At 74.2% G+C, this 19,726-nt stretch carries 14 protein-coding genes; 6 read left to right on the top strand and 8 right to left on the bottom strand.

Features of this window, described 5'->3' with window-relative positions:
• Nucleotides 1-121 precede the first annotated feature (121 nt).
• Nucleotides 122-1,612, top strand: a complete 1,491-nt coding sequence (locus JWP64_RS26345) for an MFS transporter (protein WP_297502441.1) — start codon at nucleotides 122-124, stop codon at nucleotides 1,610-1,612.
• Here the strand turns inward: JWP64_RS26345 and JWP64_RS26350 are convergent.
• Complete coding sequence (locus JWP64_RS26350; protein ID WP_297502443.1) at nucleotides 1,581-3,827, bottom strand: FUSC family protein; 2,247 nt, start codon at nucleotides 3,825-3,827, stop codon at nucleotides 1,581-1,583. The genes JWP64_RS26345 and JWP64_RS26350 overlap by 32 nt on opposite strands.
• A 39-nt stretch (nucleotides 3,828-3,866) precedes the next feature.
• Nucleotides 3,867-4,706 (bottom strand): LLM class F420-dependent oxidoreductase, encoded by an 840-nt coding sequence (locus tag JWP64_RS26355; RefSeq protein WP_297502444.1) that lies wholly within the window; start codon nucleotides 4,704-4,706, stop codon nucleotides 3,867-3,869.
• 98 nt (nucleotides 4,707-4,804) lie between these two features.
• On the opposite strand from JWP64_RS26355, the gene JWP64_RS26360 reads away from it, so the two are divergent.
• Together JWP64_RS26360 and JWP64_RS26365 are read left to right on the top strand one after the other, a co-directional pair.
• A complete protein-coding gene (locus tag JWP64_RS26360) occupies nucleotides 4,805-6,349 on the top strand; it encodes an FAD-dependent oxidoreductase (RefSeq protein WP_297502446.1) in 1,545 nt (514 codons plus the stop codon).
• A gap of 67 nt (nucleotides 6,350-6,416) precedes the next feature.
• Nucleotides 6,417-8,081 (top strand): bifunctional 3'-5' exonuclease/DNA polymerase, encoded by a 1,665-nt coding sequence (locus JWP64_RS26365; RefSeq protein ID WP_297502447.1) that lies wholly within the window; start codon nucleotides 6,417-6,419, stop codon nucleotides 8,079-8,081.
• 25 nt (nucleotides 8,082-8,106) lie between these two features.
• Here the strand turns inward: JWP64_RS26365 and JWP64_RS26370 are convergent, their stop codons facing one another.
• The 4 genes from JWP64_RS26370 to JWP64_RS26390 form a co-directional block, all read right to left on the bottom strand.
• Nucleotides 8,107-9,033: an SGNH/GDSL hydrolase family protein gene (locus JWP64_RS26370; protein ID WP_297502448.1), complete on the bottom strand. Its 927-nt coding sequence runs from the start codon at nucleotides 9,031-9,033 to the stop codon at nucleotides 8,107-8,109.
• A gap of 48 nt (nucleotides 9,034-9,081) precedes the next feature.
• Nucleotides 9,082-11,379 carry a phosphotransferase gene (locus JWP64_RS26375; RefSeq protein ID WP_297502450.1) on the bottom strand — a complete coding sequence of 766 codons (2,298 nt, stop codon included), beginning with the start codon at nucleotides 11,377-11,379 and terminating at the stop codon, nucleotides 9,082-9,084.
• Nucleotides 11,380-11,539: 160 nt separating this feature from the next.
• Entirely contained in the window at nucleotides 11,540-12,826 is a 1,287-nt protein-coding gene (gene speD, locus JWP64_RS26380; RefSeq protein WP_366890633.1) for an adenosylmethionine decarboxylase, read from the bottom strand.
• Between the two features lie 10 nt (nucleotides 12,827-12,836).
• The gene (locus JWP64_RS26390; RefSeq protein ID WP_297502451.1) at nucleotides 12,837-13,964 is read right to left on the bottom strand and encodes a type III PLP-dependent enzyme; all 1,128 of its coding nucleotides are present in this window, start codon (nucleotides 13,962-13,964) and stop codon (nucleotides 12,837-12,839) included.
• A 95-nt stretch (nucleotides 13,965-14,059) separates the two neighbouring features.
• On the opposite strand from JWP64_RS26390, the gene JWP64_RS26395 reads away from it, so the two are divergent.
• Together JWP64_RS26395 and JWP64_RS26400 are read left to right on the top strand one after the other, a co-directional pair.
• The gene (locus tag JWP64_RS26395; RefSeq protein WP_297502453.1) at nucleotides 14,060-15,226 is read left to right on the top strand and encodes a cobalamin-independent methionine synthase II family protein; all 1,167 of its coding nucleotides are present in this window, start codon (nucleotides 14,060-14,062) and stop codon (nucleotides 15,224-15,226) included.
• Nucleotides 15,227-15,362: 136 nt separating this feature from the next.
• Nucleotides 15,363-15,830 (top strand): pyridoxamine 5'-phosphate oxidase family protein, encoded by a 468-nt coding sequence (locus JWP64_RS26400; RefSeq protein ID WP_297502455.1) that lies wholly within the window; start codon nucleotides 15,363-15,365, stop codon nucleotides 15,828-15,830.
• Between the two features lie 67 nt (nucleotides 15,831-15,897).
• Here the strand turns inward: JWP64_RS26400 and JWP64_RS26405 are convergent, their stop codons facing one another.
• Both JWP64_RS26405 and JWP64_RS26410 read right to left on the bottom strand, forming a co-directional pair.
• On the bottom strand, nucleotides 15,898-16,929 hold the full coding sequence (locus JWP64_RS26405) for an acyl-CoA dehydrogenase family protein (RefSeq protein WP_297502457.1): 1,032 nt from the start codon (nucleotides 16,927-16,929) through the stop codon (nucleotides 15,898-15,900).
• Entirely contained in the window at nucleotides 16,926-18,092 is a 1,167-nt protein-coding gene (locus JWP64_RS26410; protein WP_297502458.1) for an acyl-CoA dehydrogenase family protein, read from the bottom strand. Before JWP64_RS26410 ends, JWP64_RS26405 begins: the two co-directional genes overlap by 4 nt.
• A gap of 82 nt (nucleotides 18,093-18,174) precedes the next feature.
• Here JWP64_RS26410 and JWP64_RS26415 point away from each other — a divergent pair, with 82 nt between their 5' ends.
• Nucleotides 18,175-19,665, top strand: coding sequence for an NAD-dependent succinate-semialdehyde dehydrogenase (locus JWP64_RS26415; RefSeq protein ID WP_297502460.1), 1,491 nt, complete (start codon nucleotides 18,175-18,177; stop codon nucleotides 19,663-19,665).
• Nucleotides 19,666-19,726 lie beyond the last annotated feature (61 nt).

Raw genomic sequence — 19,726 nt, forward strand, 5'->3', positions numbered from 1 at the left:
CGTCCCGCGACGGCGTGATCACCTGGGGGCAGGCTACGAGACGTACGCTCCCCGCGAGTCACGCGACCGGGCCGGTCGCGGGTCGGGAGGCGGCATGGCGGACATCCGGGAAGGTGTCCGGATGGGCACACCCGCCGGGCGGTGGGTCCTGCTGACGACGGTTCTCGGTTCCAGCATGGCGATGCTGGACGGCACGGTCGTCAACGTCGCGCTCGCGCACATCGGCGCCGAGCTCCACGCCGGGTTCACCGGCCTGCAGTGGACGGTCAACGGCTACACCCTCACGCTCGCCTCGCTCATCCTGCTCGGTGGCTCGCTGGGCGACCGCTTCGGCCGGCGCCGGGTCTTCCTGATCGGGGTCGTCTGGTTCGCCCTCGCGTCGCTGGCCTGCGGGCTGGCGCCGAACATCGAGCTGCTGATCGCGGCGCGGATGCTGCAGGGCGTCGGCGGTGCGCTGCTGACGCCGGGCAGCCTGGCGCTCATCTCGGCCTCCTTCCACGGGCCGGACCGGGCAGCGGCCGTCGGGGCGTGGTCCGGGCTGGGTGGGATCGCCGGCGCGATCGGCCCGTTCCTCGGCGGCTGGCTCGTCGAGTGGACGTGGCGGGCGGTGTTCCTGCTGAACCTGCCGCTGGCGGTGCTGGTGATCGTGGTGGCGGTCAAGCACGTCCCGGAGTCCAAGGACCCGGCGGCCGCGCCCGGCCTGGACGTCTCCGGGACCGTGCTGGCGGTGCTGGGCCTGGGCGCGCTGACGTGGTCGCTCACCGAGATCGGCGGGGGCGACGGCACCGCGGCCAGTTATGCCCTGCTCGCTGTCGGGATCGCCGCGCTGGCGGCGTTCGTGCTGGTGGAGCGGCGGTCGGCGCACCCGCTCGTCCCGCCCACACTCTTCTCGAACCGCGTGTTCACGGCGGCGAACGTCGTCACCCTGCTGGTGTACGCGGCGCTCGGGGCCGTGTTCCTGCTCCTGGTGCTGCAGCTGCAGATCGTGGCCGGGTTCCCGCCCGCGCTCGCCGGCGCCGGGTTGCTGCCGATCACCCTCGTGATGCTGCTGTTCTCCTCCCGGGCCGGCGCGCTCGCGCAGCGGATCGGCCCGCGGATCCCGCTGACGGTCGGACCGCTGATCAGCGCCTGCGGACTGCTGCTGATGCGCCGCATCGGGCCGGACGCGTCCTGGCTGCTCGACGTCCTGCCCGCGGTCCTGGTGTTCGCCACCGGGCTGTCGCTTACGGTCGCGCCGCTCACCGCGACCGTCCTGGATGCCGCGCCGGACCGCTTCGCCGGCGCCGCGTCCGGGGTGAACAACGCGGTCGCCCGGGCAGCCGGGCTGCTGGCCGTCGCCGTCATCCCGGGGATCGCGGGGATCGGGAACGCGGACTACACGGACCCGGCGACGTTCGGCGCGGGCTTCCGGACGGCCACCGTGATCGGCGCGGGGCTGCTGGCGCTGGCCGCGATCGTCTCGGCGGTGGCGGTGCGGACCTCGCTCGGCGGCGCCCCCTCACCGGGCCACACGGCACCCGGCGACACGGCACCGGACACACCGTCGCGGGTGCCGCTGGAGCGCTGCTCCCACTGCGGGATCACCGCGCCTCAGACCCACCCCCGGGACTGACCGCGAGCTCGTCCTCGCCCCTGGTCCCGCGCAGGTCCCGGTCGAGCCGGACGACGATCTGGTCGATCCGCCGCAGGGCCCGCACAGCGGCGAGCAGGGCCGGCCGCAGGGACGGATCGTCCGTCCGCGCAGCCCAGGCCTCGGCCGCGTCGACCAGCTGCTCGGCGGACCTCACCTCGGCCGGGTCCTCGGCGCCGTCGAGGAGCTCACGGAGGCCGTCGATGTTCGCGCGCACCCGGTCCATCGCGGGGTCCAGGGTCACCGCCCAGCCCGGTGCGACGATGCGGTCGGAGAGCCGGGCCAGCGCGCGGGCGTAGTGGTCGACGGCGGTCAGCACCCGGACCGCGCGCTGGTAGCCGCCCCTCCCGCGCCGCCACGGCAGCGGGCTGTCCAGCGGCTTCGCGCGTTGCCGTAGGGTGCCGAGCCGGTCGTCCATCTCCCGGGCGAGCTCGACGGGTGGGGCCGCGGTGGGCCGGCCGGTGATCGCGTCCGCCGCCGCGCACAGCACGTCGTCGATCGCGTCGACCGTGTCGTCGAACGCCTCGACGAACGCCGTACGCGTCTTCTTGGGCAGGACAAGGAACCCGGCCAGGGCGCCGAGCGCCCCGCCGACGGCGGTCTCCTCCACCCGCAGGACGAGGGTCTCGACGCTGAACTGGCCGATCAGGCCGTAGAGCAGCGCGAGCACCGCGGTGATCCAGAACGCCATCAGTCCCTGCGAGATCCGCAGCAGGTACAGCGCGAGGAACACGCAGACGAACAGCAGCACGAGGGTGACGACGAAATGCCCGCCGACCAGGAAGGCCAGCAGCATCCCGGCGACGACGCCGCCGACGGTGCCGACCAGGCGCTGCCAGCCGCGGGTGAGGACGTCGCCACGGCTCGCCGTACCGGCGAACATGACGAAGGCGGCGACGACGGCCCAGTACCAGCGGGCCGGGGACACGAGCTCGCCGAAGACGATGGCCAGGCTGGTCGCGACGCCCACCTGGATCGCCTGGCGCGTGCTGAGCGCGAGGCCCCGGTCGTCCGTGTCGTCCGTGTCGTCGTCCTGGTCCTTCGTCGCCTCCTCGGGCTCCTCGGCGGGTGCCCCACGGTGCCCGGCCTGCACCTCGACGTCGGCCGCGACCCGCGCGGCGTCCAGGGCGTCCGCGAGGCGGGCCACCGCGAACGCGACGCGCTGGGCGCGGTCCCGCTGCTCGCCGCTGCTCTCGGCGGTGAGCGGGGCGACGCTGCGCCGCGCCCCGGCGAGCAGGGACTCGCGGAGCGCGGGGGGAGTGCCGGTGGCCGTCGCGGCGCCGATGGCGCGGACACCCGCCACCAGCCGGCGGCGGACCTCCGGGTCGAGCGGGCCCTCGCGTTCGGGGTCGTCGGCGAGGCGGCGGGTCGAGACGGCCAGGCGTTCGGCGGCGAGCTCCACGTCCAGCACGTCGACGTCGAGGCGCTCGGTCTCGGGGTCGTCGCGGGTGTCCTCGTCGCCGTCACGGGCGTCCCGGCGCCGCTCCAGACGGTCGACCAGCAGCAACGCCGTGTCGTTGAGCCGTACCCGGCGGTCGTGGAGGTCCCGCAGCGCGTCGTCGATGGCCTTCCGGTCGTCCGCCGGCGCCTCCAGCACGTCGATCACCTCGGTGGTCACGGCGTGCACGTGCGCCCGGAAGGCCCGCAGCAGCCGCTGGAGGACCTTGTCCGGGTCCTCCGCGAGCAGCCAGCACCGCAACAGCAGAGTCGAACCGATCCCGACCGCGGCCGCGAGCATCAGCCACGGCAGCTGGGCCACCTTGGCCTGCAGGAACTGGGTGAAGAAGTACGGCATGAACATCGCCATGCCCAGGGCGAACCCCCGCGGCCCGTAGCGGCGGATCCACACCGCCAGGATCATGACGGCGACGAACACGACGTCCCCGACGATCCGGTTCGAGGCCAGCAGCGTGCCCAGCGCGATCGACCCGGCCGCGGGCAGCAGCATGAGCGCGGTGGTGACCCGCCGGCGTCCGAGGTCCGGCTCGTTGACCGCCAGGTTGCTGATCATCGCCAGCACCGCGGCGAACAGCACGACCGTGACGGCCTGCCCGGTGAGCAGCCGGACCACGGACATCACGCCGGCGGCGAGCACCATCGAGGCGGTCGCGACGCCGGCCAGCTCCAACCGGGTCAGGCCGGGGTCCACCCCGGTCACCCGGGTGCGGAGCTCCTCCGCCCACGCCCGCACGCGCACGCCCGGAGTCTCCCACGGCGCGCGCGGACCTTCAGCGGATCACACCCGTCGGAGCTCGAGGGACGCCGCGAGGGCGGTCAGGGCGGGGACGTACTCCGCCTCCTCCCGCACCAGGATCTGCGCGCAGACGTGGTCCGCGCCCGCGTCGAGGTGCGCGGTGAGCCCGGCGACCACGGTGGCCGCGTCCCCGTGCACCACCAGCGCGTCCACCAGCGCGTCGGACGCGGTGTCCAGGTCCTCCTCGGTGAAGCCGATGCGCAGCAGGTTCCTGCGGTAGTTCGAGAGCTTCAGGTACGGGTTGCGCACCTTCTCGCGGCCGAGGGCGCGGGCCCGCTCGACGTCCGTGTCCAGCACGACCTTCTGCTCGGGCGCGAGCAGCTTGCCCGCGCCGAGGATCCCCCGCGCCTCACGGGTGTGCTGCGGGGTCGTCAGGTAGGGGTGTGCCCCGGCCGTCCGGTCCCGGGCGAGGGCGAGGACCTTCGGCCCGAGGGCCGCGAGCGCCCGGCCCTCGACCGGGACGCCACCGGCGTCGAGCTCGTCGAGGTAGGAGACGATCGTCGCGTAGGGGTTGCGGTACTCCCCCGTGGCCTCCGGGTGCCCGATGCCGACGCCCAGCAGGAACCGGTCCGGGTAGCGCCCGGCGACCCGCGCGTAGGACGCCGCGACCTCCGAGGGGGACGAGCTCCACATGTTGACGATGCCGGTGGCGACCGCGACGCGCTCGGTCGCGTCGAGCAGGGATTCGGCGAGCCGCAGGTCCGGCGGTGCGCTCCCGATCCAGATCGCCCCGTACCCCAGCTGCTCGATCCGTGCCGCCAGCTCGGGGGTCAGCTGGTCCCCCACCGCCCAGATCCCGTACCGCCCCGGTGCAACCGCCATGTCCGCACTCCTTCTCGTTCGTCGTCCTGGTTCGGGCAACCCGGCCGCCGGGACCCGCCTTCCGATTACTGTCGTACCCCTTCCCTAGGCTCGCTCCCGTGACCGATGCCCTCGCCGCGCGCGCCCATCCGCTGCGGCGGCGCCCACAGGTGCTCGTCCCGGCCGGACCGCCGCAGACCCGATCGGTGCCGGCGGGGACGCGAGCGATCGTCGTCGGGGGCGGGGTGGCCGGGATCAGCGCGGCGGTGGTGCTGGCCGAGCGCGGGGTCGCCGTGACGCTGCTGGAGGCGGCGGACACGCTGGGCGGGCGGCTCGGGTCGTGGCCGCACACCCTGCCGGACGGCACGACGCAGAACGTCGAGCACGGGTTCCACGCGTTCTTCCGGCACTACTACACCTGGCGGGCGATCCTGCGCCGCGCAGATCCGCTGCTCGGGTTCCTTCGGCCCGTCGACGGTTATCCCGTGATCTCCCGGCGCTGGCCCGCGGAGGACCTCGGGAACCTGCCCAAGGCGCCCCCGCTCAACCTGCTCGCGCTCTTCGCCCGCTCCCCCAGCCTCCGCCTGCGCGAGATCGCCGGGGCGGACGCGGGCGCCGGGTTCGCGCTGCTCGCGCACGAGGCGGACCGCACCCGGGAGATGTTCGACGACGTGAGCGCCGCGGACTTCCTGGAGCGGCTCGGCGTCTCGGAGCGGGCCCGGCAGATGCTCTTCCAGGCGTTCGCCCGCTCGTTCTTCTGCGCCGAGGAGGAGCTCTCCGCCGGTGAGCTGGTGGCGATGTTCCACTTCTACTTCCTCGGCAACCCCGAGGGGATCGGCTTCGACTCGCCGTCGGAGGACCACCTGACCTGCATCTGGGAGCCCCTGGCGGCCCACCTCGAGGCCCACGGCGGGCAGATCCGGACCGGTGTCCGCGCGGAGGGCCTCGAGCGGGTCGACGGCGGCTGGCGGGTGGCCGGGGCCGAAGCCGAGCACGTGGTCCTCGCCCTGGACCCGGGAGGCCTGCGTTCGCTGGTCGGCGCCTCGCCGGACGTCTACCCGCGGCTCGCGGAGCAGTGCGCGAGCCTGCGGGTGGCGCCGCCGTTCGCCGTCACCCGGCTGTGGCTGGAGCGGGACGTCCGGCCGGACCGGGCGGTGTTCAGCGCGGTCAGCGGGGAGCCGACGCTGGACTCGGTGACGCTGTACTCGCGGCTGGAACGGCCCTCGGCGGAGTGGGCCGCGCGCACCGGCGGCGCGGTGCTCGAACTGCACTCCTACGCGTCGCGGGCCCCGGACGCCGCCACCGCGAGCGCCCGGATGCGCGCCGAGCTCGAGGCCCTCTGGCCCGAGGTCGCCGGGGCCGGGGTGGTGCACGAGTACACGCAGTTCGGGGCGGGCGCGCCCGCGTTCCCGCCGGGCAGCGCCGGGACCCGGCCCGCGGTGCGGACGGACACGCCGGGGATCCGGGTGGCCGGGGACTTCGTCGAGGTGCCGTACGTGTCCGGGCTGATGGAGCGGGCGTCGATGTCCGGGGTGCTCGCCGCCAACGACGTCCTGGCCGCGGTGGGCGCGGGGCCGGAGGAGATCCTCGGCATCCCGCAGCGCGGCCTCCTCGCCGGCCTCCCGGTCCACCGCCTGGGTCGCCTGGGCCGGCCCCGCGTATGAGGCCCGCGCCCACGTTCGCGGGCCCACGCACACATTCCGGCATGTGTGTGGGCACCCGGAGGTGTGCGTGAGCGCGGCGCGGGTGGCCCTCGTGCTCGACGCCGAGGGCCCGGGCGGTGTGCTGCGCCGGCTCGACGCCTGCGGGGCGCCGCTGGGGGAACCGCAGCGGCTCGTCGACGCCGCCGCCGCGGTCCGGCTGGTCGAGGAGGGCGCCACGCCTCCGCGGTGGGTCTGGCGCAACACGAGGACCTACCGGCGGCTGCTCGGAGCGGGCGCCCGGGTGGCGCGCTGCCACGACGTCGAGCTCGCCGAGGGGTTGCTCGTCGCCGCGGACGGCCGGTTCGGGGCGCCGCGCGGGATCGCCGCCGCGGCCGCCCGGCTCGCCGGGCGGGAACCGGAGCCGGACCCCGCCCCGGAGGGCGCCGACGAGCGGCCCGCGCTCTTCGCCCCCGCCCCGCGGGAGATCGACCCCGATCCGCTGGGCACGCTCGTCGCCGTGCACGCCGAGCAGCAGCGCAGGCTCGCCGCGCGCGACGCCCGGTTCCGGCTGCTGGCCGCCGCGGAGTCCGCGGGCGGGATCGTCGCGGAGGAGATGCGCGCCGCCGGCCTGCCCTGGCGCGAGGACGTGCACGACCGGTTGCTCACCGACCAGCTCGGCCCCCGCCCCACCGGGTTCGGCCGCCCGGCCCGGCTGGTCGAGCTGAACGAGGAGATCTCCCTGGCGTTCGGCCGCGAGGTCAACCCGGACTCCCCCGCGGAGGTGCTGCGCGCCTTCGGCCGGGCCGGGCACGAGCTGGAGTCCACCCGGTCCTGGCTGATCAAGCGCATCGACCATCCCGCCGTCGAGCCGCTGCTCGCCTACAAGGAGCTCTCCCGGCTCCACACCGCGAACGGCTGGACGTGGCTGCGGACCTGGGTGCGCGACGGCCGGTTCCGGCCCGAGTACGTCGTCGGCGGGGTCGTGTCCGGCCGCTGGGCCACCCGCGGCGGCGGAGCGCTGCAGATCCCGCGGGCCGTGCGGGCGGCCGTGCGCGCCGATCCGGGGCACCGGCTCGTCGTCGCGGACGCCAGCCAGCTCGAACCGCGGATCCTGGCCGCGATGGCCGGGGATACCGGTCTGGCCCGGGCCGGCGGCCACGACACCGATCTCTACGCCGGCCTGGCCCGGGACCTCTTCGACGGCGACCGGGCCCGCGCGAAGCTCGCCCTGCTGTCCGCGATCTACGGCCAGACGTCCGGCGGGGCCGGGGTGCTCCTCGGGACGCTGCGGCGCCGCTTCCCCGCCGCGGTGGCATTCGTCGAGGACGCCGCGCGGGCCGGGGAGGAGGGCAGGCTGGTCCGCTCCTGGCTGGGGCGCACCTCGCCGGCGGCGCGCCCCGGGGACGAGCAGCCTGCCGCCGCGCGGGCTCGCGGCCGGTTCACCCGGAACTTCGTCGTCCAGGCGACGGCGGCCGAGTGGGCGCTGGTCCTCCTCGCGGAGCTGCGCAGCGCGTTGCACCGGGCCGGGAGCCCGGCCGCGCTGGTGCTCTTCCAGCACGACGAGGTGCTGCTGCACTGCCCGGACGAGGTCGCCGAGGAGACCGCGGTAGCCGTCCGCACCGCCGCCGCGACGGCCGGGCGCCGGCTGTTCGGGGACTCCCCTGTGCGGTTCCCGATGGACGCGCGGGTGGTCGACGGCTACGACGAGAAGGAGGGCCCGGCACCGGTCGACGCCGCGGAGCTCCCGGTCTGAGCTGCCTCCCCGGGGTCCGTGTGGGTCAGGCCGCGGCCGCGCGACCCGTCAGGTCCGCAAGCACGGTCGCGGCGATCGCCTTCATGCCCTGCGCATTCGGGTGCACCGGCGCGGCGGGGGCGGTCGGCACCAGGCCCTCGACCCACTTCGTGCCGGGGAGCTGGCAGATGTCGTGGCCGATCGTGGGCGTGTAGGTGTCCACGTAGGTGACGCCGGCGTCACCGGCCTCGCCCTCGAGCATGGCGTTGAGGGCCTTCTCCACGCCCCGCAGGTACGCGACGTCCCCGGCGCTGAACGGCACGATCGGGAAGCAGCCGGGGCCCTGGTCCGGGAGGATCGCCGGGTAGCCGACGAGCGCGACGCGCGCCTTCGGGGAGCGGTCCGCGATCTCGTCGAGGGCGTCCGCGATCTTCGCGCTCACCCCGTCGATGCGGGCGGCGAGCTGGTCCGTGCCGCCCGCGGTGTAGTAGTCCTTGCAGGCGGACCCGAACGGCGCCAGCGGGGAGCGGGCGGCACAGTCGCCGATGATCGCCGCGAAGCCGATGTCGTTGCCGCCGATCCCCAGCGTCACCAGGTCCTCGGCGCCGGTCAGGGCGTCGAGCTGCGGCGGGTTCGGGCCCAGCGAGACGTTCTGCGGGGCCGTGAGGTCCGTGGTCGTGGCGCCGCTGCAGCTGACGTCGACGAACGTTCCGGCCTGCAGCGACCGCGCCACCAGCGACGGGTAGTTGGCCGTGGAGCGGAGGCAGCCGGCGGGCTGTCCGGACTGCACCGGGATGAGCGGCCCCGCGGTGTAGGAGTCCCCGAGGGCGACGTAGCGATCGGGCCCGGTGATCTCCGTGGTCGCGCTCGCCGGTGCCACGGCGGCGGTGACGAGCGCGGCGAGCGCGGTCGTCCCGACGATCCCGACACGGGCCGCGACGCGACGAACCATGGCGCGGGCGGAACGGCTCACGAGCACCCTCCGGGGGGACGAACGGGCCGACCAGCTCGGCCGTTCAGCTCAACGAGCCGGGTCGGGCAGAGGGTGCGCCCACCGACCGGGTGAAACATGGCCGTCAGGGGTTTCGCGCTCGCCCAGCAGGGACAGCAGGCCGCGCAGCGGGATCCGCAGGTTCCGCCGGTTCCACACCGGGTTCGCGACGCTCTGCGTGCTCTTCGTGGCGACCTGCGCGACGTGCTGCAACCAGGCCAGGACAAGCAGCATCCGCGGGTCCAGGACGTCCCCGCCCAGCGCCCGCTGCAGCCGGCGCATCAGGTCGAACTCGTGCGGCGGGGTCTCGGCCAGCCAGCGCAGCAGCAGCGGGCCCAGCTCCTGGCCGTCCCCCTGCACCGCGCGGAGTTCCATGAACGTGACGGCGTCGAGGACCTGGAAGCCCTCGCGCTGGGCGTCGCACCAGTCGATGATCGCGGAGAGCTGGCCGTCGTCCGCGGCGAGCATGTTCACCGGACCGAAGTCACCGTGGACCCAGCCCACCGCGACGACCTTGCCCCGGAGCCGGGCGTCCAGCTCGTCGGCCAGGGCGCGGGCTTCCGCGTGGAAGGCGCGCGGCACCGCGTCGACGACGTGGGCCATCGGGCCGTGCACCCAGGCCGTCAGCTCCACGTCGCCGACCGTGCGCAGCTCGCCGGTGCAGCGGTGGAACTCGCTGATGGTGCTGATCGCGCTGGCCGCCAGCACCCGGGCCCGGGCGGGGTCCTGCAGGGCTTTGACCGAACTCCCGCCGGGCATCCGGGTCTCGATCACACAGTAGCTGCCGCCGATGTCGCCGACCCCGAGCACCGACGGGAGCAGCCCGGCCCAGTGCCGGATCCGCGGGTCGTCGTGCAGCTCGCCGAGGACCTCCGTCTGCCACTGCAGGGCGCGCCGGCTGCGGTCCGTGTCGCACGCCTTGAGCAGGGCGTCCGGGCCGTCCTGCGGGCCGATGCCGGCCACGACGGACTCCGAACCGCCGGCGAGGGTGCCGTGCACGACCCACGGCTCGTCGTCGTACGGGAGGTCCGAGCTCTCCCGGCTCAGCTGCGCCGCCGGGCCTCCGACGCGGCGCAGGAGGGCCGCGGTGCGCATCGCGTCCACGCGGGTGCCGAGCAGCGGCGGCAGCCACGGCGCCTTGGCGATCAGGATGATGACGGCGACGACCGAGTGCCCGAGCAGCCAGCCGATCCCCACGCCCGTGATGCCGAGGATCGGCATGAGCAGCCAGGCCGTGGTGAGCACGATCATCGCGATGGACGCCGGGACGGCGAACAGGATGCCCATCCGCTGCCGCACCCGGGCCGCGCTGATCGTCGAGGAGTTCACGACGTTCGGGATCGCGGCCAGCGCGGTGAGCGCGAGCGCCGCCGTCCCGGTGGTCGAGTAGTGCTCGCCGAACACCGAGAGGATCAGGCCCCCGCCGACCACCAGCACGACCGCCGCGGGCACGACGAGCGTGAGCGACTTGCGGATCATCGCGCGGCGGGCCTTCTCGACTCCCCCCGGGTCCGACGCGGTGTGCGCGACCATGGACTGGTTCATGCTCGACGAGATCAGGAACAGCGTCTGCCCGATCTGCCAGACGATCCCGTAGGCGGCGCTGGCCTCGGCGCCGAGCCGGGCGAGCACCAGGACCGGCAGGCCGAGCATCGCGGCCTGCTGGAACACCGAGCCCGCGTAGTCCGCCCGGACGAACCGGCCGATCGCGCCGAGGGTGATCGGGACGGCCGCGTCCTCGTGCTCGCGGCCGAAGCGGGGCAGCGCCCGGAACAGCAGCCAGACGTTCACGCCGAGCACGATCAGCGCCGTGCCGACCATCCAGGACACCGCGATCCCGCCCTGGACCGTCGCGGCCAGCGAGGCGAGCAGCAGCCCGACCTTCAGCACCGCGAAGATCGCGTTCTCGAGCGGGACGACCTTGGCCTTGCGGATGCCGGTGAGGACGTAGTCCTGGACCACGAACAGCGACCAGACCGGCGTCGCGATCATGAAGAAGGCGAGCAGCGCCTCCTGCGAGACGGCCTCGAGCATCTCGGGCGCCCAGATCCGCGCGCCGAGGGCGAACACCCCGCCGACGAGCGACGCGAGGACCCCGGCGACGAGATACCCGCCCACCACCAGGCGGCGCCCGGCCCGGCCCGCGACCGGGACGAACCGCAGCAGCGCGTAGGTCATGTTCAGGTGCGCCACACCGCCGAGCAGCATCACCGCGGACAGCGCGGCCTGGTTGACGCCCAGGGTCTCCGGCGGGAACAACCGCGCGCCGATCACCCAGTAGACGAGCCCGACCGCGGACGTGAGGACGGTGCTGAGGATCAGCGCCATCCCGTCGCGGTGCGCGGGCGCACTCCAACCACGAAGCCATCCGGGTCGCGCCGACGATGCCGTGGGCACCCCCGGGGCCCGATCCCCCACCTGCACGAGCGGAATCTAGCAACCCCTGGTCGGTGGCCTCGGGACGAACTGTCGATGAACGGTAACCGAATCAATCGGACGGAACGGGCCGCCGGTCGAGTTGAAAATCACCCGTACGGCCTAACGATGCTGGTCCGGGGTCCGCGCCGCGGCGAAGTGTCACGGGCGGCGTCATCCGGGCCCGCAGCGCCGGGCCGTCGATGGTCGCCGGGCGCGTCCGCAACCCCCCTAGCGCATCGGCAGCCGTAGCCGCCGCGTCGTCGAGCGGTCGGTGGGCACCGACGAGGAACGCCCACTCGTGCTCGTCGCTGCCGTAGTACGCGACCCGCCCCGCGCCGAAGACGTCGTGGAACCGCGCCCAGGCGGCGCGCAGCGTCGCGTCCCGCCAGAGCGCCGGGCTGCCGGCCTGGCACACCACGACGCCGCCACGCGAGAGCCGGGCGGCGCAGGCGGCGAGGAAGTCCGCGGCGTAGAGCCGGTTGATCTGGGCGGCCGGCTCGTCGGGGCGCTCGTCCGGGAGGTCGACGACGATCACGTCCCAGCGCTCGTCCGTCCCGTGCACGAACGCGTGGCCGTCCGCGTAGTGCAGCCGGACGGGGCCGTCGCCGCGCTCGGCGGTCGCGAGGGAGGCCGGGGTGTAGCCGTAGGGCAGATGCTCGGCGCAGATCCGGACGCACTCGGCGTCGATGTCCACGTGGTCCACGTGCGTCGCGCCCACCGCCACCGCCATCTCGGACACGACGCCTTCGCTCGACCCGATGACCAGCACGCGCTCGCGGCGGGCGGCCAGCAGGGCGGCGGGCAGGTAGAGGGCCTCGTGGTAGGTCAGCTGCGTGCTCTCGGCGCTCTGCCGCTCGTCGTCGCAGAAGAGGGTGACGCCGTGCGTCGTGTCCGCGACGAGGACGTGCTGGTAGGCGGTCCGCGCGTCGGCGTGGACCCGGCCGAGCTCCCAGCGCCGGGTGAGGCCGGGCGACAGCGGCTCGGCCACGGACCGGGGCGGACCCCCGCGCTCGACGACCTCGAGTGAGGTCGTCCCGGCCTTCAGCGCGGCGGCCAGCGCCCGCGCCGCCTCGACCGGGTCGGCCGAGTCCCCGCAGGTGAACACGTCGACGTGCGCGGTGCCGAGCTCCGGCCAGGTGTGCAGGGACGCGTGCGACTCGGCCAGCAGCGCGACGACGGTGACGCCCTGCGGTGCGAACCGCTCGGCCACGACCTGCAGCACCCGGGCACCGGCGGCGGTGAGGACCGTCCGCAGGGTCGCGCCGAGCGCGTCGGCGTCGTCGAGCACGTGAGCGGGGATCCCGCCCAGCTCGGCGAGGACGTGCCGGCCGGCGGGACGCGGGGTCTGGAAAGCCACGGCGGGGACGCTACGGCGTGCCCACCACATGGACGGGCAGGGGCGGGAAGCCGTTGAAACCGACGGAGGCGTAGCTCGCGGTGTAGGCGCCCGCGTGCAGCAGGTCGACGTGGTCCCCGGCGCGCAGGTCGTCGGGCAGGGCGTACGGGGTGCGGCGGTAGAGCACGTCGTCGCCGTCACAGCTGGGGCCGGCGAGGACGACCGGGCCGGCTGCGCCCCCGCGGCCGGGGACCCGCAGCGGGTACGCGATGTACTCGCCCTCGGTCTCGGCGAGGCCCTGGTAGCGGCCCGCGTCGAGGTAGACCCACCGCCGGTGGTCGACCCCCGGGCGGCGGGAGACCCGCAGCGCGGTCGTCCGGAGGACACCCGCCTCGGCGACGAGCGCGCGTCCGGGCTCGAGCAGCAGGTCCGCGCCGTCGACGTCGCCGGCGGCCCGGGCGTCGGCGATCCCGGCCCGGACGGCGTCCGCGAACTCCTCCGGCGCCGGGACCGGCTCGCGGTAGGGCACGGGGATCCCGCCGCCGACGTCCAGGTCCGGATGGGCGAGCCCCGCCCCGCCCGCCGCGCGCAGGGCGACCCGCACCGCCTCCCGGTAAGCCTCCGGGCGGGACTGCTGGGACCCGGCGTGGAACGTGACGCCCGGGTCGAGGCCACGGGCGGCCGCGGCGCGGAGCAGCCGGCCGGCCTCAGCCGGCGCGGCGCCGAACTTGCCGAAGAACGGCGTGGCCGAGCCCCGGTCGTCGACCAGGATCCGGACCAGCACGGACGTCCCGGAAAGGTGGTCCGCCAGGTCCTCGGCGGAGTCCGTGACGAACCGCCGCACGCCGGCCTCGTGGGCCGCCGCGACGTCGCCCGGGGCGCGGACCGGGTTGCCGTGGCAGAGCGTGGCCGGGGAGGCGCCCGCATCCAGGCAGAGGGCGATCTCCGCGGGGCCCGCGACGTCGAAGCCGGCGCCGAGGCGGGCGAGGAGCCGCAGCACGGCGGGCTCCGGGCAGGCCTTCACGGCGTAGAGCAGGCGGGCCTCGGGGAACGCCGCGGCGAGGCAGGCGTACCGGTCCGCGACGACGTCGAGGTCCAGGACGAGGTACGGCGTGGGCCGAGCCCGGTCCGCCAGGAAGTCCTCGAGCGCTGCGGTCATGGGACCGATCATCCCGACGGATCTGCACAGGACGTTCGCCGGGGCGGAACGGCGACCTACCCGCCGGACCGGGCCGCTCCTAGCGTCCCGGGACCATGCGGCGCAGCACGGAGCGGATCCTCACCACCCACGTCGGCAGCCTGGCCCGGCCGCACGACCTCCTCGAGATCATGCGGGAGAAGGAGCACGGCCGGCCCTACGACGCCGACGGATACGCCAAGCGGGTCACCACCGCCGTCGCCGACGTCGTGCGGGGACAGCTCGACGACGGCCTGGACGTCGTGACCGACGGCGAGATGAGCAAGGTCAGCTTCCTGACCTACGTGAAGGACCGGCTCGCCGGCTTCTCCGCGGCCGGCGGGGAGAAGCTGATGCCGCCGTCCTGGCAGGTGGAGATCGACGCGTTCCCCGAGTACTACGCCGGCTACCTCGGCAAGTACAAGGAGACCGTCAGCCCGATGACGACGATGGTCTGCACCGGGCCCGTCGCCTACGCCGGGCACGAGCAGCTCCGCACCGACGTCGAGAACCTGCGGTCCGCGCTCAGCCAGGAAGGGATCGGGGGCCGCCGCGAGACCGAGGCGTTCCTGCCCTCGACGAGCCCGAGCGGGTTCGGCCGCAACGAGTACTACGGCTCCTACGCCGAGTACCTGACGGCGGTCGCCGAGGCGCTTCGCGAGGAGTACCTGGGGATCGTCGACGCGGGGTTCCTCCTCCAGATCGACGACCCGTGGCTGATCGAGTACCTCTCCGAGAACCCGTCGACCACGCCTGAGCAGCGGCGGCGGGACGCCGAGCAGCACGTCGAGATCCTGAACCACGCGCTGCGCGGGATCCCGGAGGAGAAGATCCGGCTGCACACCTGCTACGGCCTCAACCACGGCCCGCGGATCCACGACCTGGAGTTCCGCGAGATCGCACCGATCATGCTGAAGATCAACGCCGGGGCGTACTCGTTCGAGGTCGCGAACCCCCGCCACCAGCACGAGTGGCGCGTCTGGGAGGACCTCACCCTGCCCGACGGCAAGATCCTCATCCCGGGGCTGCTGGGCCATGCGAGCAACTACGTCGAGCACCCGGACCTGATCGCGGACACGCTGCGCCGGTACGTGGACCTGGTCGGCCGGGAGAACGTGATCGCGGGTGCGGACTGCGGCTTCTCCTCCCGCGCGACGTTCTCCCCCGAGGTGCACCCCACGGTCGTCCGGGAGAAGTTCCGCGCCCTCGCCGAAGGCGCCCGCCGCGCCACGGACCGCCCGTAGGAGCGAACTCGCGCGTCCGCAGACCACGACTCGCGGAGGGCGAGATCCAAGCCCCGCGAGTCGGGGTCCAGGGACGCGCGAGTCGGGGCCTCGGGACGCCCGAGTCGCGGTATTTCCGGGCCGGTAGCGTGCAGACATGACCGCACCGAAGACCCAGCGCCGCGGCCGGGCCATCGCGATGACCACGGAGGAGCGCGACGCCTACCTCGCCGCGGAGCGCGTCTGCCGCGTCGCGACGAACGGCACGAACGGGCCGCACGCCACCCCGCTCTGGTTCCACTGGGACGGGACGTCGCTCTGGCTCACGTCGCTGTCGCGGAGCCAGCGCTGGAAGGACCTCGAGAAGGACCCGCGGATCGCGGCCGTGGTGGACGACGGGGACGCCTACACCGAGCTGCGGGGCGTGGAGCTGCGAGGCCGCGTGGAGATCGTCGGCGAGGTGCCGCGCACCGGCGAGCCGCATCCGGAGCTCGAGGCGGTCGAGCAGGCGTTCGCGGACAAGTACACCGGCGGTCACGTCGTGATCGACGGCCGCCACGCCTGGCTCCGCCTCACCCCGGAGAAGATCAGCAGCTGGGACTTCCGGAAGATCCCCACCTCCTGAGCTGCACGAACGGCACTCTCGCTCATACTCAGCGAGCGAAAGTGCCGTTCGTGAAGATCAACGGGGGCTACGGCGTCCCCGTCACGAGCGGCCAGAGGCCGCCCGCGCCCGCCTCGAGCACCCGCGCGCCGATCCGGTCGTTCCAGAACGAGTCCGAGCCGTCCTCGTCCCGCCACGCCCAGAGCCGGGTGGTCGCCATCCTCAGGTCGTGCTCGCGGGTGAAGCCGATCGCGCCGTGCACCTGGTGCGTGATCCGCGCGACGACCGCCGCCGCCTCGCTGCACCGCGCCTTGGCCGCGGCGATCGCGAACCCGGTCGCCGGAGAGTCGAAGCCGTCCGCCTCCGCCGCCCGCGCCGCCGCCTCGGACGCCGCGGCCGCAGCCGCCACCTCCGCGCCGGCCAGGGCGAGCTGCTGCTGGATGGCCTGCAGCTTCCCGATGGGGCGGCCGAACTGGACCCGCTCCCCCGCGTACTTGACGGCCATCGCGAGCGCCGCGCGCGCGGCCCCGGCCAGGAGCAGGGACCGACCGAGCGCCGCCCGGAGCGGGAACTCGACGGCCACCTGCGCGGGCGCGTCCGCGATCGAACCGGCGGCCACCGTGACGTCGTTCAGCACGACGTCGTCCCGCGGCTCCTCGGCCAGGTTCGCGCCCTCGGTGATCGCCACCGACGCGGGGTCGAGCAGCAGCACCTGCTCCCCCACCAGCACGACGATCCCGGCGGCGGACCGCGCCCACGGCACCTTCGGAAGCGTTCCCGAGACGGTCGCGCCGCTCGCCGCCCGCTGCACCCGCAGGTCCGCGGCCACGACGGCGGTCAGCGGGCCGGACGGGACCTCGATCCCGGCGGCGTGCAGCAGCCAGCCGGCCAGGAGGTCCGTCTCGACGAGCGGGACGCGCGCCGCGTAGGTCCCCGCGGCCGTGAGGACGGCGGCCGCGTCGGTCAGGGAGCCCTCGCTGCCCCCGGCGGCCTCGGGCAGCGTCAGCCGGGCGATCCCGGTCTGCTCGCAGGTCTTCCACAGCTCGGAGTCGAAACCGGTGGCGGTGTTGTCCCACGCGTCCGAGAAGACGGACTCCGCCAGGTCCTGAAGCTCACTCATCGCAGTCCCAGCCCTCGCGCCACGATCCCGCGAAGGATCTCGTTCGTCCCACCCCGGAGCGTGAAGCCCGGGGACTGCAGCACCGCGTCCGCCAGCAGCCGCGCGTACCCGTGGTCGGCCCCCGGGTCCGGCGGGATCGACAGCAGCAGCCGCGCCGCGTCGATCACCTCGTTCTCGAACCTCGTCCCCAGGTCCTTGACGACCGCCGCCGCCAGCTCCGGCGCGGCGCCGGACTCCAGCGCCCCCGCGATCGCCAGCGACATCCGCCGCAGGGTCCAGAGCCGGGACACCAGCCCGCCCAGGTCCCGGCGCCGCCCGGCGTCGAGCTCCGTCCGCCCGATCTCCCCGACGAGCGCCGCGAGCAGCGGGTACGTGGACAGGAACCGCTCCGGGCCGGACCGCTCGAACGCCAGCTCGGAGGTGACCTGGTGCCAGCCCTGGCCGACCTCGCCGAGGACCATCGAGTCCGGGATGAAGACCTTGTCGAAGACCACCTCGTTGAAGTGGTGCGCGCCGGTGAGCAGCGGGATCGGCCGGATCTCCACGCCGGGCGAGTTCAGCTCGACGATCAGCTGGGACAGCCCGGCGTGCCGGTTCGTGTCGTCCTTCGGCGCGGTCCGGACCAGCGCGAAGAACGCGTGCGCGTGGTGCGCCCCGGACGTCCAGACCTTGCGGCCGGTGAGCTCCCAGCCGCCGTCGACCTTGTCCGCCTTCGACCGGACGGACGCGAGGTCCGAGCCCGAGTCCGGCTCGGACATGCCGATGCCGAAGTACACCTCGCCGGCCGCGATGCCCGGCAGGAACTTCTGCCGCTGCTCCTCGGTGCCGAAGCGCATGAGCGACGGCCCGATCTGCCGGTCCGCCACCCAGTGCGCCGCGACCGGCGCGCCCGCGGCGAGCAGCTCCTCGGTGACGACGTACCGGTCGAGCGCGCCGCGCCCGTGGCCGCCGTACTCGGTGGGGATGGTCATACCCAGCCAGCCTCGGCGGGCCAGCTCCTTGGAGAAGCGCTCGTCCCAGCCGGTGAGCCAGACGTCCGCGCGCGGATGCCAGGCCCCGGCCGCGCGTTCCTCGGCGAGGAAGGCGCGGACGTCGGCCCGCAGCGCCGCGACGCGCTCCGGCAGATCCACGGGTGGGGGTACCAGGCTCGGCAACCTCGTCATCGTCGTCACGGTCACCCTGCATTCCTAGCCGACGGCCCGTGACCCTGCATCATCCCCGTGTCCGATGGCACCATCAGGACCCATGACTGGCACGAGAGGCACAGCAGGGTCCGATCTCGAGCGGAAGGTCCTCGACTCCGTCCCCACCGGGCTGCTGATCGGCGGCGAGTGGCGGCCGGCAGCGTCGGGAGCGACGACGGAGGTGGAGGACCCCGCCACCGGCGAGGTCCTCGCCGAGGTGGCCGATGCCGGCCCGGAGGACGGCATGGCCGCGCTGGCCGCGGCGCACGAGGCGCAGGCCGGGTTCGCCGCGATGGCCCCCCGAGAGCGTGGGGAGATCCTGCGCCGGGCGTACGAGGCGATGATGGCCAACGTCGACGACCTCGCGCTGGTCATGACCCTGGAGATGGGCAAGCCCCTCGCGGAGTCGAAGGGCGAGGTCACCTACGCCGCCGAATTCTTCCGCTGGTTCTCCGAGGAGGCCGTGCGCATCGACGGCGGCTACGCGACGGCGCCGAACGGGCAGAGCCGGTTCCTGGTGATGAAGCAGCCGGTCGGGCCGTGCGTGTTCATCACGCCCTGGAACTTCCCGCTGGCCATGGGCACCCGCAAGATCGGCCCGGCCATCGCCGCCGGCTGCACCGTGGTCATCAAGCCCGCGCACCAGACACCGCTGTCCATGCTCGCCCTGGGCCAGATCCTGCTCGACGCCGGCCTGCCCGCCGGCGTGCTCAACATCATCAACGCGACGGACGCCGGCGGCGTCATGGAGCCGATCATCCGCGACGGCCGGGCGCGCAAGCTGTCGTTCACCGGCTCCACCGGGGTCGGGAAGACGCTCCTGCGACAGGCGTCGGAGAAGGTGCTGCGGACGTCGATGGAGCTGGGGGGGAACGCATCCTTCATCGTGTTCGACGACGCGGACCTGGAGAAGGCCGTGGCCGGCGCGATGGTCGCCAAGATGCGGAACATGGGCGAGGCCTGCACCGCGGCCAATCGGTTCTACGTGCACCGCTCGATCTCCGGTGCGTTCGCGGAGAACCTCGCCGAGAAGATGGGCTCGCTGGTCGTCGGTCGCGGCACCGAGGACGGGGTGCAGGTCGGGCCGCTCGTCGACGCGAAGGGCCGGGACAAGGTCGTCGACCTCGTCGGGGACGCGCTGGCGCACGGCGCGACGGTGAAGGTCGGCGGCGCGCCCGTCGACGGGCCGGGGTACTTCTACCCTCCGACGGTGCTGACGGACGTGCCGAAGGAGTCCCGCCTCAATCACGAGGAGATCTTCGGGCCGGTCGCGCCGATCAGCGTGTTCGACACCGAGGCCGAGGCCCTCGCCGCGGCCAACGCCACCGAGTTCGGCCTGGTCAACTACGTGTTCACGGAGAGCCTGGACCGGGCGCTGCGGGTGGCGGAGAAGCTCGAGAGCGGCATGATCGGACTCAACACCGGGCTGGTCTCCAACCCGGCCGCCCCGTTCGGCGGAGTCAAGGAGTCCGGGCTGGGGCGCGAGGGCGGCTCGGTCGGGATCGACGAGTTCCTCGAGACCAAGTACGTCGCGATCGGCATCCAGATCTGACGTCCCGACGAGACGGCCGCGCCGGCCCCGGACTCCTCCGGGGCCGGTGCGGCCGTGCTCA

Source organism: Pseudonocardia sp. (genome assembly GCF_025465255.1).
In the GTDB taxonomy this organism is placed as follows: domain Bacteria; phylum Actinomycetota; class Actinomycetes; order Mycobacteriales; family Pseudonocardiaceae; genus Pseudonocardia.

Bases quoted from the DNA above. Each gene is read 5' to 3' on its own strand.
- JWP64_RS26415 (WP_297502460.1), top strand. From the start codon at position 18,175: ATGACTGGCACGAGAGGCACAGCAGGGTCCGATCTCGAGCGGAAGGTC.
- JWP64_RS26390 (WP_297502451.1), bottom strand. From the start codon at position 13,964: ATGACCGCAGCGCTCGAGGACTTCCTGGCGGACCGGGCTCGGCCCACG.
- JWP64_RS26405 (WP_297502457.1), bottom strand. From the start codon at position 16,929: ATGAGTGAGCTTCAGGACCTGGCGGAGTCCGTCTTCTCGGACGCGTGG.
- JWP64_RS26345 (WP_297502441.1), top strand. From the start codon at position 122: ATGGGCACACCCGCCGGGCGGTGGGTCCTGCTGACGACGGTTCTCGGT.
- JWP64_RS26400 (WP_297502455.1), top strand. From the start codon at position 15,363: ATGACCGCACCGAAGACCCAGCGCCGCGGCCGGGCCATCGCGATGACC.
- JWP64_RS26375 (WP_297502450.1), bottom strand. From the start codon at position 11,379: ATGGCGCTGATCCTCAGCACCGTCCTCACGTCCGCGGTCGGGCTCGTC.
- JWP64_RS26410 (WP_297502458.1), bottom strand. From the start codon at position 18,092: ATGACGAGGTTGCCGAGCCTGGTACCCCCACCCGTGGATCTGCCGGAG.
- JWP64_RS26355 (WP_297502444.1), bottom strand. From the start codon at position 4,706: ATGGCGGTTGCACCGGGGCGGTACGGGATCTGGGCGGTGGGGGACCAG.
- JWP64_RS26395 (WP_297502453.1), top strand. From the start codon at position 14,060: ATGCGGCGCAGCACGGAGCGGATCCTCACCACCCACGTCGGCAGCCTG.